Source organism: Sphingomonas sp. RS2018 (assembly GCF_054489605.1).
On the sequence record NZ_JBTMWL010000001.1, the window covers coordinates 695,902 to 710,726 of the forward strand.

Annotated in this window: 13 protein-coding genes; 10 read left to right on the plus strand and 3 right to left on the minus strand. The window is 68.5% G+C overall.

Annotated elements, in window-relative coordinates; translation table 11 throughout:
• Positions 1 to 31 precede the first annotated feature (31 nt).
• Genes pyrE through ACX40P_RS03550 form a run of 6 tightly spaced genes read left to right on the plus strand, consistent with a single transcriptional unit; the run spans position 32 to position 4,787 of the window.
• Positions 32 to 607 (plus strand): orotate phosphoribosyltransferase, encoded by a 576-nt coding sequence (gene pyrE / locus ACX40P_RS03525; RefSeq protein WP_459125232.1) that lies wholly within the window; start codon positions 32 to 34, stop codon positions 605 to 607.
• A complete protein-coding gene (locus tag ACX40P_RS03530) occupies positions 604 to 1,650 on the plus strand; it encodes a serine hydrolase domain-containing protein (protein WP_459124895.1) in 1,047 nt (348 codons plus the stop codon). Before pyrE ends, ACX40P_RS03530 begins: the two co-directional genes overlap by 4 nt.
• Entirely contained in the window at positions 1,647 to 2,378 is a 732-nt protein-coding gene (locus ACX40P_RS03535) for a pyridoxine 5'-phosphate synthase (RefSeq protein WP_459124896.1), read from the plus strand. The genes ACX40P_RS03530 and ACX40P_RS03535 overlap by 4 nt, the downstream gene beginning before the upstream one ends.
• A complete protein-coding gene (gene acpS, locus ACX40P_RS03540; protein ID WP_459124897.1) occupies positions 2,375 to 2,782 on the plus strand; it encodes a holo-ACP synthase in 408 nt (135 codons plus the stop codon). The genes ACX40P_RS03535 and acpS overlap by 4 nt, the downstream gene beginning before the upstream one ends.
• Positions 2,779 to 3,639, plus strand: coding sequence for a signal peptidase I (gene lepB, locus ACX40P_RS03545; RefSeq protein ID WP_459124898.1), 861 nt, complete (start codon positions 2,779 to 2,781; stop codon positions 3,637 to 3,639). Before acpS ends, lepB begins: the two co-directional genes overlap by 4 nt.
• Before the next feature lie 50 nt (positions 3,640 to 3,689).
• Positions 3,690 to 4,787 (plus strand): AI-2E family transporter, encoded by a 1,098-nt coding sequence (locus tag ACX40P_RS03550; RefSeq protein ID WP_459125233.1) that lies wholly within the window; start codon positions 3,690 to 3,692, stop codon positions 4,785 to 4,787.
• On the opposite strand, the gene ACX40P_RS03555 is transcribed toward ACX40P_RS03550, so the two are convergent.
• Positions 4,739 to 5,821, minus strand: a complete 1,083-nt coding sequence (locus ACX40P_RS03555; protein ID WP_459124899.1) for a glycosyltransferase — start codon at positions 5,819 to 5,821, stop codon at positions 4,739 to 4,741. The two genes, ACX40P_RS03550 and ACX40P_RS03555, sit on opposite strands and share 49 nt — an antisense overlap.
• A gap of 152 nt (positions 5,822 to 5,973) precedes the next feature.
• Here ACX40P_RS03555 and ACX40P_RS03560 point away from each other — a divergent pair, with 152 nt between their 5' ends.
• From ACX40P_RS03560 to ACX40P_RS03570, 3 genes are read left to right on the plus strand one after another with little or no spacing between them, the layout of a single operon-like run.
• Positions 5,974 to 6,939 (plus strand): hypothetical protein, encoded by a 966-nt coding sequence (locus ACX40P_RS03560; protein WP_459124900.1) that lies wholly within the window; start codon positions 5,974 to 5,976, stop codon positions 6,937 to 6,939.
• On the plus strand, positions 6,936 to 7,481 hold the full coding sequence (locus ACX40P_RS03565; RefSeq protein ID WP_459124901.1) for a DUF2141 domain-containing protein: 546 nt from the start codon (positions 6,936 to 6,938) through the stop codon (positions 7,479 to 7,481). The genes ACX40P_RS03560 and ACX40P_RS03565 overlap by 4 nt, the downstream gene beginning before the upstream one ends.
• 18 nt (positions 7,482 to 7,499) lie before the next feature.
• The gene (locus ACX40P_RS03570; protein WP_459124902.1) at positions 7,500 to 8,678 is read left to right on the plus strand and encodes a glycosyltransferase; all 1,179 of its coding nucleotides are present in this window, start codon (positions 7,500 to 7,502) and stop codon (positions 8,676 to 8,678) included.
• Here the strand turns inward: ACX40P_RS03570 and ACX40P_RS03575 are convergent.
• Entirely contained in the window at positions 8,636 to 10,087 is a 1,452-nt protein-coding gene (locus tag ACX40P_RS03575) for a DUF2029 domain-containing protein (protein ID WP_459124903.1), read from the minus strand. The genes ACX40P_RS03570 and ACX40P_RS03575 overlap by 43 nt on opposite strands.
• Positions 10,088 to 10,420: 333 nt before the next feature.
• A complete protein-coding gene (gene pepN / locus ACX40P_RS03580; protein ID WP_459124904.1) occupies positions 10,421 to 13,015 on the minus strand; it encodes an aminopeptidase N in 2,595 nt (864 codons plus the stop codon).
• Between the two features lie 106 nt (positions 13,016 to 13,121).
• On the opposite strand from pepN, the gene ACX40P_RS03585 reads away from it, so the two are divergent.
• Positions 13,122 to 14,819 carry a M28 family metallopeptidase gene (locus ACX40P_RS03585; protein ID WP_459124905.1) on the plus strand — a complete coding sequence of 566 codons (1,698 nt, stop codon included), beginning with the start codon at positions 13,122 to 13,124 and terminating at the stop codon, positions 14,817 to 14,819.
• The last annotated feature ends 6 nt before the right edge of the window (positions 14,820 to 14,825 follow it).

The window sequence follows — 14,825 nt, forward strand, 5'->3', positions numbered from 1 at the left end:
GCCGATGCGCGATCCTATGGCGGGCATCCTGATGACTGACGACGACATCCTGGACGAGTTCCGCGCCGCCGACGCCCTGCTCGAAGGGCACTTCATCTTGTCCTCTGGCTTGCGCTCCCCACGCTATCTTCAGTGTGCGCGCGTCTTGATGGACGCCCACCGTGCCGCGCGGCTGGCGGGGGCGCTAGCGGCGCGCATCCCCGCTGATCTCGGGATCGAAGCAGTGGTGGCGCCGGCGATGGGCGGCGTGATCGCGGGGCACGAGATGGGCCGGGCGCTGGGCGTGCCGGCGATGTTCGTCGAACGGCCGACCGGCACCTTCGAACTGCGCCGCGGATTCGCGCTGACGCCCGGCACCCGCGTGCTGATGATGGAGGACGTCGTGACGACCGGCCTGTCGTCGCGCGAGGCGATCGCCGCGATAGAAGCGGCGGGCGGTAAGGTGGTGGCAGCAGCGGCGCTGGTCGACCGGTCGAACGGCAAGGCGGCGTTCGACGTGCCGTTCTTCCCGCTGATCCGCCTCGACGTGCCGAGCTATGAGGCGCACGCGTTGCCGCCCGAACTGGCGGCGGTTCCGGCGGTGAAGCCGGGGAGCCGGGCGGCGTGACAGCGTTCGGCCGCCTCGTCGCGGCGACGCTTGCGCTGACGCCGTTGTCGGTCGGGGCGCAATCCGCCCGGCCCACGACGGCGGTGCCGGCGGAGACGCCCGATCAGGTCGCGCGGCGTTACAATCTCGCCGGCGAGATGCTGGTCGCACGGGGCGAGCGGATCCTGCTTGATCGTGGCTATGGCACGGTCGCGCCGGCCGGCGGTGCGGCGCACAGGGCGGGCGAGCGCTGGCGCCTGGCGTCCATTTCCAAGCAAGTGACCGCGGCGTTGCTGGTGCAGCAGTTCGCGGGCAGGCTCGACCAGCCGGTTGCGCCGATGCTGGATTACATGTTGCCCGCCGGTTTTGAAGAGCTGACGCTGCGCCAACTGCTTACCCATCACAGCGGTCTTGCCAATCCCGATGATTCGCCTGCCACCGCTGCTGGGGTGCCGGCATTCTACAGCGCGGTCGAGCCGGACATGTCATACTGCCTGCGCGCGAAATCGCAGCCCGGCGGTGCGTTCTCGTACAACAACTGCGACTATCTCGTCGCGGAATCGATTCACGCGTTCGTGAACGGCCGTGCAGTCGACCGGCCGTGGCCCAGGGGCATGGCGATGGCGGTGCGCGGCGAACTGGGCGTGCCGGGGTTCGTGGGCGGCAAGGCGGAGCCGGCGTTTCAGCTGGCGAGCTATGGTGCGGCGGGTGGCCTGATGGGTACGGCACGGGCGGTGTTCGATTTCGATCGTTCGTTGATGACCGGCAAGCTGCTGTCGCCGACGGCGCTTGCCGAGCTGTGGACGCCCGAGGGGAACGGCAGCTATCAGGCGGTGGGCCAGTGGGTGTTTCCGGGACGGTTGAAAGGCTGCGCAGCGCCCAAGCGGATCGTTCAGCGCGATGGCGAGATCGGTGGCGTTCAGGCCCGCAACTATATCCTTCCCGACGACGACCTGATCGTGATCGTCTTCTCCAACCGCTCGTCGGACGACTTTCCGCTGGGCGAGGTTTGGGAAGGGCGCGGCTTCGTCCACGACCTGCTCAGCGCGGCGGCCTGCCCATGACCCGTCACCTGCGCCTGGGTGTGAACATCGATCACGTCGCGACCGTGCGCAATGCTCGCGGGAGCGGCTATCCCGATCCGGTGCGGGCGGCCTTGATCGCGGCCACGGCTGGGGCGGACGGTATCACCGCGCACTTGCGCGAGGACAGGCGGCACATAACCGACGACGATATCGCGCGGCTGTCCGATGGGTTGCCGATCCCGCTGAACCTGGAGATGGCGGCGACCGACGAGATGCTGGCCATCGCGCTGCGCCATCGTCCGCATGCCGCCTGCATCGTGCCCGAGCGGCGCGAGGAGCGGACGACCGAGGGCGGGCTGGATGCCGCGCGCCAGCATAATCATCTGGCGCCGATGGTGCGTGCGCTCTCCGAAGCGCGCATCCGTGTGTCGCTGTTCATCGAGCCGTCGGCGGAGCAGGTCGATGCCGCAATCCGACTGGGCGCGCCGGTGGTGGAACTGCACACCGGTCGTTACGCCGAGCTGTCGGGCGAGGCGCAGGCCGAGGAGGTGCGCCGCATCGCCGATGCCGCGGCACTGGCCGCGAAGAACGGCATCGAGGTGCATGCCGGACATGGCCTGACGTTCGACAATGTCGCGCCGATCGCCGCGATCCCGCAGCTGGCCGAGCTGAACATCGGCCACTTCCTGATCGGGGAGGCGATCTTCGAGGGACTGGCCCCGGTGGTGCGAAGGATGCGCGACCTGATGGACGCGGCGCGCGGATGATTATCGGTCTCGGCTCCGACCTGTGCAACATCGAGCGGATCAAGGCGTCGATCGAGCGCTTCGGATCGCGATTTGAACAACGCGTCTTCACCGACGTCGAACTGGCGAAGGCGGAAGCGCGGCCGTTCACGAAGGCGGGGACGCTCGCCAAGCGCTTCGCCGCCAAGGAAGCTTTTTCGAAGGCTGTCGGGACCGGATTCAAGCGCGGGGTGTTCATTCGCGACATCGGCGTCGTCAACGCAGCCACCGGAGCGCCGACGCTGGCGCTGACCGGGGGCGCCAAGGCGAGGCTTGACGCTATCACCCCGGCGGGCCACGTCGCCCGGATACATCTGACGCTGACGGACGACCACCCCTGGGCCCAGGCCTTCGTCGTGATCGAGGCGATCGAGGAAATGCGATGACCGACGAGCGCGCGATCGACGCCCGCGACGATGCCGAGACGACCGCCCCCGCCCGCCGCACCGACTGGGCGGCGGAGGTGAAGGGCATCGTGTGGCTGGTGCTGGCGGTGCTCGGCTTCCACAGCCTGGTCGCCAAGCCGTTCTACATCCCGTCCGAATCGATGATGCCTGGCCTGCTGGTCGGCGACCGGCTGGTCGTGACGAAGTTTCCCTACGGTTATTCGTTCGTGACGCCGACGTTCCACCTGCTGCCGCCGATCAAGGGGCGGCTGCTGGGATCGATGCCCGAGCGGGGCGACGTGGTGATCGTGACGCCGCCGGGCACCAAGGTCGACTGGATCAAGCGCGTCGTCGGCCTGCCGGGCGACCGTATCCAGGTGCAGGGCGGCGTGCTGTACCTGAACGGCCGCGCGGTACCGCGCCGGGCGATGGGCGACCGGCTGATTCCGGTCGACGCCAACACCAAATGCACCGGCGATCGCGACGTGCAGGTGACGGGCAGCGACGGTCGCGCCTATTGCCGGGTCGCGATCTTCCGCGAGACGCTGCCGGGCGGGCGATCCTACGACACGATCGACATGGGGTGGTCGCCGGGCGACGATTACGGCCCCTCCGTCGTGCCCGCCGACCATGTCTTCCTGATGGGCGACAACCGCGACAATTCCGCCGACAGCCGCTTCTCGGCCGCCGAAGAGGGGCTGGGCGGCGCGGTGCCGTGGGAGAATATCGGCGGGCGGGCGGAGTTCATCACCTTCTCGCTCGACGGATCGGCGACGCTCAATCCGCTGACATGGCCCGGATCGTTCCGGTCGGGCCGCGCCGGGACATCGCTCCACCCGCAGAAAGACGCGCCGTGACCGCATCGACCGGCGCCGACGCCGCAAAGCCGGACGATACCGACACCGTCGTGCGCGACGGCAAACGGCACGTCCCGGTCGTCGACGGCGCGAGCCCGAACGAAATCCGCGATCCGCAGGTGCGCATCGAGATCCGGCGCGCGGCGGTGTGGCTGGGAATGGCATCGGCGCTGGCGCTGGTGGTGCTGCTGATCCAGCCGTTGCTGGTAATCCTGGCGGGGCTGGTATTCGCGTCGATGCTGGACGGCGGCGTTCGGCTGCTGGGTCGCATATTGCCGATCGGGCGGGGCTGGCGGCTGCTGATCGTCTGCCTGCTGACGGTCGCGTTCATCGTCGGCACCTTCTACCTGACCGGCGTGCAGGTGACCGAACAGGTCACGCAGCTGCGATCGACGCTGGAGGGACAGGCGATGCGGCTGACCGGCTGGCTGACGCAGCAGGGGCTGATGCCCGGCGCGTCCGACATCAGCGGCATTGCGCGGCAGGCGATGAGTTCGGTCGGGCGGCTGACGTCGTGGGTGGGCAGTGCGGTCGGCGCCCTGACGACGATGTTCATGATTATGGTCATAGGCCTGTTCGTGGCGATGGACCCGCGCATCTATGAGCGCGGACTGCAATGGCTGGTCCCGCAGGCGCACCGCGAGGAATTCGCGGTCACCGTGCGGCGGATGGGCCATACGCTGCGCCGCCTGCTGGCCGGGCGCCTGCTGGGCATGGTGGCCGAGGGTATCCTGACCTGGTTCGCGCTGATGCTGGGCGGCGTGCCGATGGCGATGATCCTGGGCGTGCTGACCGGCCTTCTCGCCTTCATCCCCAACATCGGTGCCTTCATCTCGGGCGTGCTGATGGTGGCGGTGGGCTTCTCGGCCGGGTCCGACACGGGGATGTGGGCGATCCTGACCTATATCGTGGTGCAGACGTTCGACGGCTATGTCCTGCTGCCGCTGGTGGCGAAGAAGACGGTTGACATGCCGCCGGCGCTGACGCTGGGGACGCAAATCCTGGCGAGCGCGCTGCTCGGTATCCTCGGGTTGGCGCTGGCCGACCCGATCACGGCGATGACGAAGGCGGCGCTGGAGCGACGGTCCGAGCGGACGGCTCAGGACGACGAGGACGACGACGCAAGCGAGTCGAACAGCGACAGATAGTCGCCGGCCGGATCGCCGCCGCCGGACTGCGGGGCGGGGCGGGGGCGTCCGGCCAGCCATGCGTCGATCGCCGCGACCAGCGCGGGCGTGGCGTCGACCGGCACTACGGTGCCGCGCGCGGGATCGTCGACGATCTCCCGCACCGCTACGCTCGAATCGGTGCTGACGACGGGCGTGCCGAGCGCCAGCGCCTCGCGCAGCACACCGGGCACGCCTTCGTAGTCCGACGACAGTACGACCAGCGCGGCGCGCTCGATCAGCGGCAGCGGATCGGCGATATGGCCGAGCAGGTGGAGCCGGTGAGCGACGCCCAGCCGCTGCGCCTGTTCGAGCAACGAGTCGCGCAACGGCCCGTCGCCGGCGATGACGAGCGGAATGTTTTGATCGTCGAGCGCCGCCAGCGCCGCGAGCGCGCGATCCCAGCGCTTCTGCGGGGCGAGGCGACCCACCCCGGCGATGTAGCGTGACGGCAGCGGCGGCAGCGTCGCACCGGGCCGGGGCAGCGCCGGTGGATTAGGGATGACATGCACTCGGTCGGCCGCGATATCCATCGCCGCGACCGCTTCGCGCGCCATGCCGGGTGTCATCGCCACGACGGCGTCGAGAAAACGCGGGTGGAGGCGCAGCCAGGCGCGGTACCCGGGTGCGATCCATCCCATGTCGGTGCGGACGAGCGCGTTCGACACCTTGGCGACGATCGGCGGGCAGCGCCGCCCGAGCCGCAGGCGCAGCCACGCGGCATCGACCGTGTAGTGGTTGCCGGGGCAGAAGATCGCGTCGGGCCGCGCCTGCGCGACGATGCCGGGAAGGGCTTTGCGCAGCGCGGCATGGCGCGCGTCGTCGAGCACGATCGGCTGCGCGCCCTCGGGCAGTTCGGCGGCGAGCGGGCCATCGGTGAATCCGATCACGATCGTGACGCGGCGCCCGGCGGCGATCCAGTGTCCCGCCAGCCGCAACATGGCACGCTCCACCCCGCCGCCGGCAAGCGTCTGCGCGAAGGTCAGGATATGGCTGGCGGGGGCTGATGCGGACATGGCTTGTTTCCTGCCATGCTACAGCCCAATTCTGCCGCCTATAAGGCCGTATTCGGTTGCACATCGGAAATAATCCGGTGCGGAATCGGGTCCATGACGAATACCCGGGTCCATCCTCCAGCCGGTAGCGGGCGATTACGGAAAGCCATTTCTTGAACCTGCCCGACCACCAGATCGCCGCGCAGCCCGGCGCCGGCGTTGCCGACACGAGTGCACCCGTTCCGCCCCCCGGCGAGATTGCCGCGCTGGAGCCGATCGCCCGCATCCGCCGCCGCTGGCCCGCGGTGCTGGCGGGCGGGCTGACGCTGCTGATGGTCGCGTTCCTGGGCAAGGAATTGCTGGGCGAGGGGCTGGGCGCGCTTTCGGCCACCGTGCCGGAGCGGCCGGCGTTCTACATCGCCTTCCTGCTGCTCTACATGTCGCCGCCGACGTTCGATTGGATCATCTTTCGCAAGCTGTGGAAGATTCCGCCCGAGGGGCTGATCGCGCTGATGAAGAAGCGCGTCGCGAACGAAGTGGTGTTCGGATACACCGGCGAGGCGTATTTCTACGCTTGGGCGCGCGAGCGGATGAAGATGGTCGCCGCGCCGTTCGGGGCGGTGAAGGACAATTCGATCCTGTCCGCGATCGCGGGCAACGGCATCACGCTGGCCATGATCGCGGTCGCGCTGCCGTTCGCGAAGGACCTGCTGACCACCGATCAGTTCCACACCGTGGCCGGATCGGCGGCGATCATGTTCGCCATGTCGCTGCCGTTCCTGATCTTCTCGCGCCGCGTCTTCTCGTTGCCGCGCGGCGTGCTGTGGTGGGTGTTCTGGGTGCATTGCATCCGCCTGATTTTCGGATCGACGATGATCGCGCTTGCCTGGCATTTCGCGATGCCGGAGGTGTCGGTCGGCATGTGGCTGTTCCTGGCCGCCGGGCGCCTGCTCGTCTCGCGATTGCCGCTGGTGCCGAACAAAGACCTGCTTTTCGCCAACATTGCGATCCTGTTGATCGGCGAAGGTGAGGCCCTGTCGGAACTGATCGCCTTCACCGCCGCGCTGACGCTGTTGACGCATGTGGTGAGCGTGGCCGGGTTCGGCCTGTACGGCTTGATGACGAGGAAAAAAGCATGACCCGCCCGTCCGCGACGCTGATCGCCCTGACGCTGGCCCCGGTGCTTGCGCTATCCGGCGTCGCCACCCCCGCGACCGCGCGCGCGCAGGCGATCGGCGACGATGCCGCCGCCTGCAACAGCGGCAGCGGCCCCGCCATTCGCGTCGCGGTGACCGGGCTGAAGGACCGGATCGGCCGGCTGAAGCTGGAGCTCTATCCCGCGGTCGAGGCGGATTTCCTGAAGGACGATCGCGACCTGATCCGCGAGGGCAAGACGTTCCGCCGCGTGTGGGCGCAGCCGCCGCAATCGGGCGACGTGACCTTGTGCATCCGCGTGCCGGCGCCGGGGCGCTATGCCCTGCTGTTCACGCACGACCGCGACGGCAAGAACAAGTTTAACTTCTGGCGCGACGGCGCGGGCTTCGTCGCGGCGGGCAATCTGGGGCGCAGCCGGCCCAAGGTGGAACAAGCGGTGCTGAACGTCGGATCGGGGGTGACGAGCGTCACGATCCGTGCGCAGTATCTGCGTGGCCTGTCGGGTTTCGCCCCTTATAACGGCTGACACCTTCGGGGCCGGCCTATGCGCATCGTCGACGTCAACGATTATTACTCGCCGACCGGTGGTGGCGTGCGGACGTATCTCGATCGCAAGATGGGGATTCTCGCCGATCTGGGCCACGAGCTGATCGTCGTCGCGCCGGGCTATGACGATCGCATCGAGGAGCGTCCCGGCGGCGGGCGTATTCATTGGGTGCGCGCGCCGCGCCTGCCGTTCGATCGCAGCTATGGCCTGTTTTGGCAGCGCGAACCGATCGTGCGGCTGCTCGACCAGCTCGATCCCGATGTCGTCGAGGTCTCGTCGCCGTGGCGGCCGGCGTGGACGGTGGGCGACTGGCAGGGCCGGGCGCTGAAGATCTTCTTCGCGCACAACGACAACATGGGCGCCTATCCCGGTCGCTGGCTGGAGGGCGTGGCCGACATGGCGACGGTCGAGCGGTGGTTTGCCTGGTACACCAGCTACATGGGGCGGTTCCTGACGCAGTTCGACGCGTTCGTCACCAACGGCGCTGATCTGGCGCGGCGGCACGAGCGGCGAGGGCTGCATGTCGATGCCGCGATGCCGCTGGGGATCGAGCGCAGCCATTTCTCTCCAGCCCTGCGCGACGAGACGCTGCGGGCGGCGCTGCTGGCGCAGTGCGGCCTACCGGCGGAGGGCAAGTTGCTGCTCGGGGTCGGGCGGCATCATCCCGAGAAGCGCTGGCCGACGATCATCGATGCGGTCGAGCGGGCGGGGGAGACGATGCCGGTCGCGCTGATGCTGCTCGGGTACGGCGTCGACCATCAGAAGTTGGCCAAGCGGGTAGAGGGTAGCCCGCATATCCGGCTGTTTCGCCCGGTGTACGAGCGCGAGCGCTTCGCGCGGATCATGGCGAGCGCGGATGCGCTGATCCACGGGTCCGATGCCGAGCCGTTCGGGCTGGTCGCGCTGGAGGCGGTGGCGTCGGGCCTGCCGCTGATCGTGCCCGACCAGGGCGGCGCGTTCGAGATCGCCGAGCCGCAGTTCGCCGAGACGTATCGCGCGAAGGACGCTCGCTCCGCCGCCGCGGCGATCCGGCGGATGTTCGCGCGGGACCAGCAGGCGTTGCGCGCGGCGAGTGTCGAGGCGGCGGGCAAGGTGCTGAGCGATCGCGACCATGCGATCGCGCTGGTCGACTATTATCGCGGGCTGATCGAGCGCAAGGCGGCGGGCGGGGCGTAGAGCCGCAGTCGGCGCGCGGTCGGGATGCGAACCCAGCCGTTCGCCTGCGCCCAGCGTTCCAGTTGGGCGTCGAGCGCGTCCTCTCCGCTGGTCCAGCGGCCCTCTCCGCCGACCAGGATGAAGTCGGGCGGGTCGCTCGCCAGCGTGTCGAGCCGGGCGTGCGAGACGAGCTGCAGGCGCGCTTCGTCGGCGGCGGGGACGAGATCGCAGCTGCGGAAATAGAAGGGGCCGGTGGCGAAGCGGGGGTCCGGGGTGAGACCGGCGGGCAGGAACTGCGGCGAGAGCGTCGCGACGCGGCCTTGCGCCGAGGTGGCGGCGAGGGCTCGGCTTTCGCGCCGTGCGGTGTCCATGCCCGCGCTGGTCAGCGATGCGACGACCGAGGGGATGAGGCCGGCGACCGCGAAGACCGCGAAGGCGGCTTGCCACCCGCGACTTGGCGCCAGCGCCTGCCAGCGCATCGCGAGCAGCAGGAACAACGGCGGTAGCGCGGGCAGCAGATACTGGCGCCACGTCGGCGACGGCAGGACGGCGGAGATGAGGCCGGCGGCAAACAGCAGCCCGGCGAGCGAGGGCCGCCGACCACGCCGGATCGTGATCGCGACGATCGCCAGCAACGCGGGACCGAGGGCGAGGAACTTCAGCAGATCGACCGCCTTTGCCGCCGCCGACAGCTTCCACGCGCGGCCGGTCGCGACGTAATATTCGGCCGGTGCCTCGGTCGGGAAGGTCAGCGTGCCGAACACGAAGCCGCCCGGTGCCTCCCACGCCAGCCAGCCGGTGAAGGCGACGACGGGGAGCGCGCCGATCGCGACCCACAGCGGACGGTGTCGTCGGACGGCGATCGCGTAGATGCCATAGGTCGCGGCGGGCAGGGCGTAGGACACCTTGGCCGCCGCCGCCGCCGCCAGCAGTAGCCCGGCGAGCATTGCCGCGCGTGGTGTCGTCTCGCCGGTTTCGGCACGCAGCATGGCGGGCAGGGCGAGCGCGAACAATGCGGCGGGCAGCGCGTCGTTGCGCGCGGTGCCGGCGGAGAAGAGCAAGATGTCGGTTGCCGCGAACAAGGCGGCGCAGATCGTCGCCGTCCGCTGCGACACGCTCGCCACGCGCATCGCCCGCCACGTCGCCGTGACTGCGATCGCGGCGCAGAGCGCGTTGGCGACGCGCAGTCCCGGCCATGTCCAGCCGGGCAAGTCGAGCACCCATGCCACTGGCGCGAACAGGAACGGCTGGAGCGGCGTCTGCAGATAGGCATAGTCGCGGTAGGGCAAGAGGCCGTTCGCGGTCAGCCGCGCGGCGGTGACATACTGGCTCTCGTCATGATCGATCCCGCGCGTCCAGGCGAGCGCGACGAGGATCGCGACGAGGATGGCGAGCGCGGTCGCGGGGCGGGGGATGCGCAGCGGAGTCATCGCTTCCGCGCGTTCGGGGTGGAATGGGCAAGGCGCAAGCGGGTCATAGCAAGGCGTTCAAGCATGATCGGCGACTGCGGGACAGCGGGGTTCGGGTCTGCGCTTCACCAAAGGTTACCGGAACGCGCTGCATTCGTCTCCTGTCGTCTCTTTTGTCGCTTTTGCGTCGGCGGATGCGCAATCCCACGGGTGAAGCAGATTGCGGCGATGTAGGACATGGGTTTCGTGGAGACCGACTGGCAAAGCGACCGCCGTCGCCGGGGACAGGACCTTGTAGGCCCTGTCTCCCGCAATGCGCTTCGACCTCGCTCCGCATGAGCGGGGCGGGCCCCCTTACCCGTCCAGACTCTTCGATGCCTGTTCGAACACGTCCTTCGACAGGCCGGGTGTGGCGAGGATGCGTTCGAGTTCGCCGCGCATCAGGGCGGCGCGGCGGACGTCGAAGCGGCGCCATCGGCCGAGCGGCGGGATGAGCTTCGCCGCGGTCTGTGGGTTGAGGCGGTCGAGCGCGATCAGTTGGTCGGCGAGGAAGCGGTAGCCGCGGCCGGAGATGTCGTGGAAAGCGCGCTGGTTCACCCCGAACGCGCCGACCAGCGCGCGGGCGCGGTTGGGGTTGGCGAGGGTGAAGTCGCGGTGTCCGGCGAGTTCCTCGACCGCTTCGGCGGCATCGTCGCGCGACGACAGCGCCTGCACCTGGAACCATTTGTCGAGGACGAGCGGATTGTCGCGGTAGCGGTTGTAGAAGATGTCGAGCGCGGCGATGCGTTCGTCCGACGCGCCATTGACGAGCGTGACCAGCGCCGACTGGCGATCGGTCATGTTGTCGGCCGCCTCGAACTGGCGGAAGGCGAGGGTGGCGGCGTCGGCGGCATCGGTCGCGGCGATATAGCCGAGCGCCACCGCGCGCAGGCGGCGGTCGCCCTTCGCCGATGGGGAGTAGACGAAGCGATCGGCCTGCGTCGCATGATAGGCCGCGCGCCATTCGCGGGCGAGCGCGGTGCCCAGATCGCGGCGCAGCGCTTCGCGCGCATGGAAGATGGCATCGGGATCGACGGTGGCCATCTGGTCGCCGATGAAGCTTTCGGACGGCAGCAGCACGGCTTCGGCAATGAAAGCATGGTCGAGCGCGGCGTCGGTCAGCGTGTTGCGCACGGCGTCGATGACGGCGTGATGATCGCCACGACCGGTGGTGACCGCGCGGGCCAGCGTGTCGAGCATCAACTGCTGCATCGCCTCGTACCGCGCGAACGGATCGTCGTCGTGTGCCGAGAGGAAGGCGAGGTCGGCGGCGCTACGGTCCGCCTCGACCACCACGGGTGCGGAGAAGCCGCGGTTGATGGAGAGGACGGGGCGCTCGGCGATCGATTCGAAGACGATCTCCGCACTGGCATCGGTCAGTACGACGAGCTGTTCGGCGCCGAGCGGCTTGGCCGTCTCGCTGCCGAACAGACGGATGCGCAGGGGCAGGACCATCGGCGCCTTGTCCGGCTGGCCGGGCGTGGGCGGCACGGTCTGCGCCAGCGACAGGGTGGCGCGACCGGCGCCCTGTTCGTGTGTCAGGCGCGCGGTGACGCGCGGCGTGCCAGCCTGCGAATACCAGCGGCGAAACTGGGCGAGGTCGATGTCGCCGGCATCTTCCATCGACGCGACGAAATCCTCACAGGTCGCGGCCGTGCCGTCGAAGCGATCGAAATACAGGTCGGTGCCGGCGCGGAACCGTTCCTTGCCGAGCAGCGTCGCCATCATGCGGATGACCTCCGCCCCCTTGTTGTAGATGGTGGCGGTGTAGAAGTTGCTGATCTCGATATAGCTGTCCGGCCGGATCGGATGGGCGAGCGGTCCCGCATCCTCGGGGAACTGCGCGGCGCGCAGCGCACGGACATCCTCAATCCGCTTGACCGCGGCCGAGCCCTGATCGGCGGAGAAGCCCTGGTCGCGATAGACGGTGAAGCCTTCCTTGAGGGAAAGCTGGAACCAGTCGCGGCAGGTGACGCGGTTGCCCGACCAGTTGTGGAAATATTCGTGTGCGACGACCGCGGCGATGCCGTCATAGTCGAAGTCGGTGGCGGTATCGGGGTCGGCGAGGATGTAGCGGCTGTTAAAGATGTTCAGCCCCTTGTTCTCCATCGCGCCGAAGTTGAAATCATCGACCGCGACGATGTTGAACACGTCGAGATCATATTCGCGGCCATAGACCTGCTCGTCCCAGCGCATCGAGGTTTCGAGCGCGGCGAGCGCGTGGTCGGTCTTGGGCAGATCGGCGGCGCGCACCCATATGCCGAGCTGGACCGAGCGGCCCCAGCGGGTGACGAAGGTGGCGCGGTTGGCGACGAGATCGCCTGCGACGATCGCGAAGAGGTAGCTGGGCTTCGGGAAAGGATCGTTCCAGTCGGCAAAATGGCGGCCGCCGTCCAGATCGCCAGCGCCGACCGGATCGCCGTTCGCCAGCAGCACGGGGAAGCGCGCCTTGTCCGCGATCAGCCGCACCGAATAGCGCGCGAGCACGTCGGGTCGGTCGGGGAAGAAGGTGATGCGGCGAAAGCCCTGCGCCTCGCACTGGGTGCAGAGCAGCCCGCTCGAGGCGTAGAGGCCCATCAACTGGGTGTTGGTTTCCGGTGCCAGTTCGACCTCGGTCGCGACTTCATGCTTTTCGCCCGACAGCGTGACGACCAGCGCGTCGCCATCGCGATGCCAGTCGCCGGCTCCGCCATCGACCGCGACCGAGACGAGCGTCAGCGCATCGCCGTCGAGGTGCAGCGGCCGGTCGTGCGTACCGTTGCGGGCGACCGACAGGGTGGCGCGGACGATCGTCTTCGCCGGGTCGAGATCGAATTCCAGCGCGATATGCTCGACCAGCCAATCGGGCGGCAGGTAATCGGCGCGGTGGATGACGCGGGGGGCGGGCGAAGCGGTGGAGATGACGTCCATAGGCCGCTCGTATATCCTGCGGTGCGCTTCGGCGGCTAGTGAATTGCTTGAGGGCGCAAAGCATTGCTACGTCGTGGACATCCTATCCCCACGAAAGTCCGCGACCTTGATCCATCTTCGCCATGCCGTATCCGCTCTCGCCCTGATCGCCTCCTCGGCGAACGCGCAGGACAAGGCGCAGACGTCGCCCGCCCCGGCGGTGCAGACCATAACGCCTGCCGACCTCGCCAAGCGCAACGCGGTGCTGAACGCCCCGCTGTCGCCCGCCGAGGCGGCGATGAAGGCGCACGTCATGTTCCTGGCGAGCGATGCGATGCGCGGGCGCGATGCGGGCAGCCCGGAATATGACATCGCCGCGCAATATGTCGCCGCGCAATTCTATGCGGCCGGGCTGCGTCCGGGCGGCGACGACGGCAGCTATCTGCAGGCGGTGCCGCTGATCCAGGTGAAGGTCGCCGACAAGGGCGAGTTCGTGGTGACGCCGAAGGGCGGCGCGGCGATGCCGCTGTCGTTCGGTGAGGATTATATTCCGGCGAGCAACGCCGCCGCCGCGACGACGAGCGTCAACGCGCCGCTGGCTTTCGTCGGATACGGCATCGTCTCGGCGGGGCGCGACGATTATGCGGGCGTCGACGTGCGCGGCAAGATCGTGATGCTGTTCGGGGGCGCGCCCGAGAGCCTGAACACCGAGGAGCGCGCGCACTTCGGCGGGACTGCGACCAAGGCGGCGATCGCGCAATCGAAGGGCGCGGTCGGCGTGATCGTGATCGAAAATCCGAAGACCGCCGCCACCCGCCCGCTGGCGATGCAGGCGCCTGGCTATGACCGGGTGCGCGTGACCTGGGCGCGCAAGGACGGCACCGGCTACAACATCGCGCCCAAGGCTCCGGTGCTCGGCACGATCAGCGCGGGGGCGGCGGGCAGGCTGTTCGGCGCCGACTGGGCGGAGATCGCCGCGGGTGCGGGATCGAGCGAGACGAAGTTCCGGGCGCGGGTGCTGCCCGCCACGCTGAAGGCGACGATCCGCACGACGACCACGCCGTTGCCCAGCAGCAACGTCGTTGGCATCCTGCCGGGGGGCGATGCGAAGCTCCGGCAAGAATATGTCGTGCTGTCGGCGCACCTCGACCATGTCGGCGTCGGGCGGCCGAACGCGAAGGGCGACACGATCTACAACGGGGCGGAGGACAATGCGGTCGGCATCGCCTCGCTGATCGAGGAAGCCAAGAAGTTCAAGGCGAGCGGGACGCCGCCCAAGCGCTCGATCATCTTTCTCGCCGTCACCGCCGAGGAGAAGGGGCTGGTCGGCGCGGAGTATTTCGCGAACAACCCGACCGTGCCGGCCAAGGCGCTGGTGGCGGACGTCAACCTCGACATGCCGATCATCACCTACAAGTTCGAGGACGTGATTGCCTTCGGTGCGGAGCGTTCGACGCTGGGGCCGATCGTGAAGCGCGCGGCGGCGTCGATCGGAGTGGGCTTCTCGCCCGATCCGATGCCGGAACAGGGTCTGTTCGTCCGCTCCGATCATTATCGCTTCGTGCAGCAGGGCATCCCGAGCGTCTTCCTGTGGCCGGGGCAGAAGGGACCGGGCAAGGCGGCAGTCGATGACTTCTTCAAGAACCATTATCACCAGCCGTCCGACGAGCCGTGGCAGGGCCCGGCGCTCGACTGGTCGCAGGGCGTGCGCTTCGTCGACGTCAACTACGCCATCGCGCGCGAAATCGCCGACGGCGCGGAGCGGCCAAGGTGGAACAAGGGCGATTTCTTCGGACTGCTGTATGGGGGTTATGGGGCGAAGTGATTTTAT

Bases quoted from the DNA above. Each gene is read 5' to 3' on its own strand.
- pyrE (WP_459125232.1), top strand. From the start codon at position 32: ATGACTGACGACGACATCCTGGACGAGTTCCGCGCCGCCGACGCCCTG.
- ACX40P_RS03535 (WP_459124896.1), top strand. From the start codon at position 1,647: ATGACCCGTCACCTGCGCCTGGGTGTGAACATCGATCACGTCGCGACC.
- acpS (WP_459124897.1), top strand. From the start codon at position 2,375: ATGATTATCGGTCTCGGCTCCGACCTGTGCAACATCGAGCGGATCAAG.
- lepB (WP_459124898.1), top strand. From the start codon at position 2,779: ATGACCGACGAGCGCGCGATCGACGCCCGCGACGATGCCGAGACGACC.
- ACX40P_RS03555 (WP_459124899.1), bottom strand. From the start codon at position 5,821: ATGTCCGCATCAGCCCCCGCCAGCCATATCCTGACCTTCGCGCAGACG.
- ACX40P_RS03565 (WP_459124901.1), top strand. From the start codon at position 6,936: ATGACCCGCCCGTCCGCGACGCTGATCGCCCTGACGCTGGCCCCGGTG.
- ACX40P_RS03570 (WP_459124902.1), top strand. From the start codon at position 7,500: ATGCGCATCGTCGACGTCAACGATTATTACTCGCCGACCGGTGGTGGC.
- ACX40P_RS03575 (WP_459124903.1), bottom strand. From the start codon at position 10,087: ATGACTCCGCTGCGCATCCCCCGCCCCGCGACCGCGCTCGCCATCCTC.
- pepN (WP_459124904.1), bottom strand. From the start codon at position 13,015: ATGGACGTCATCTCCACCGCTTCGCCCGCCCCCCGCGTCATCCACCGC.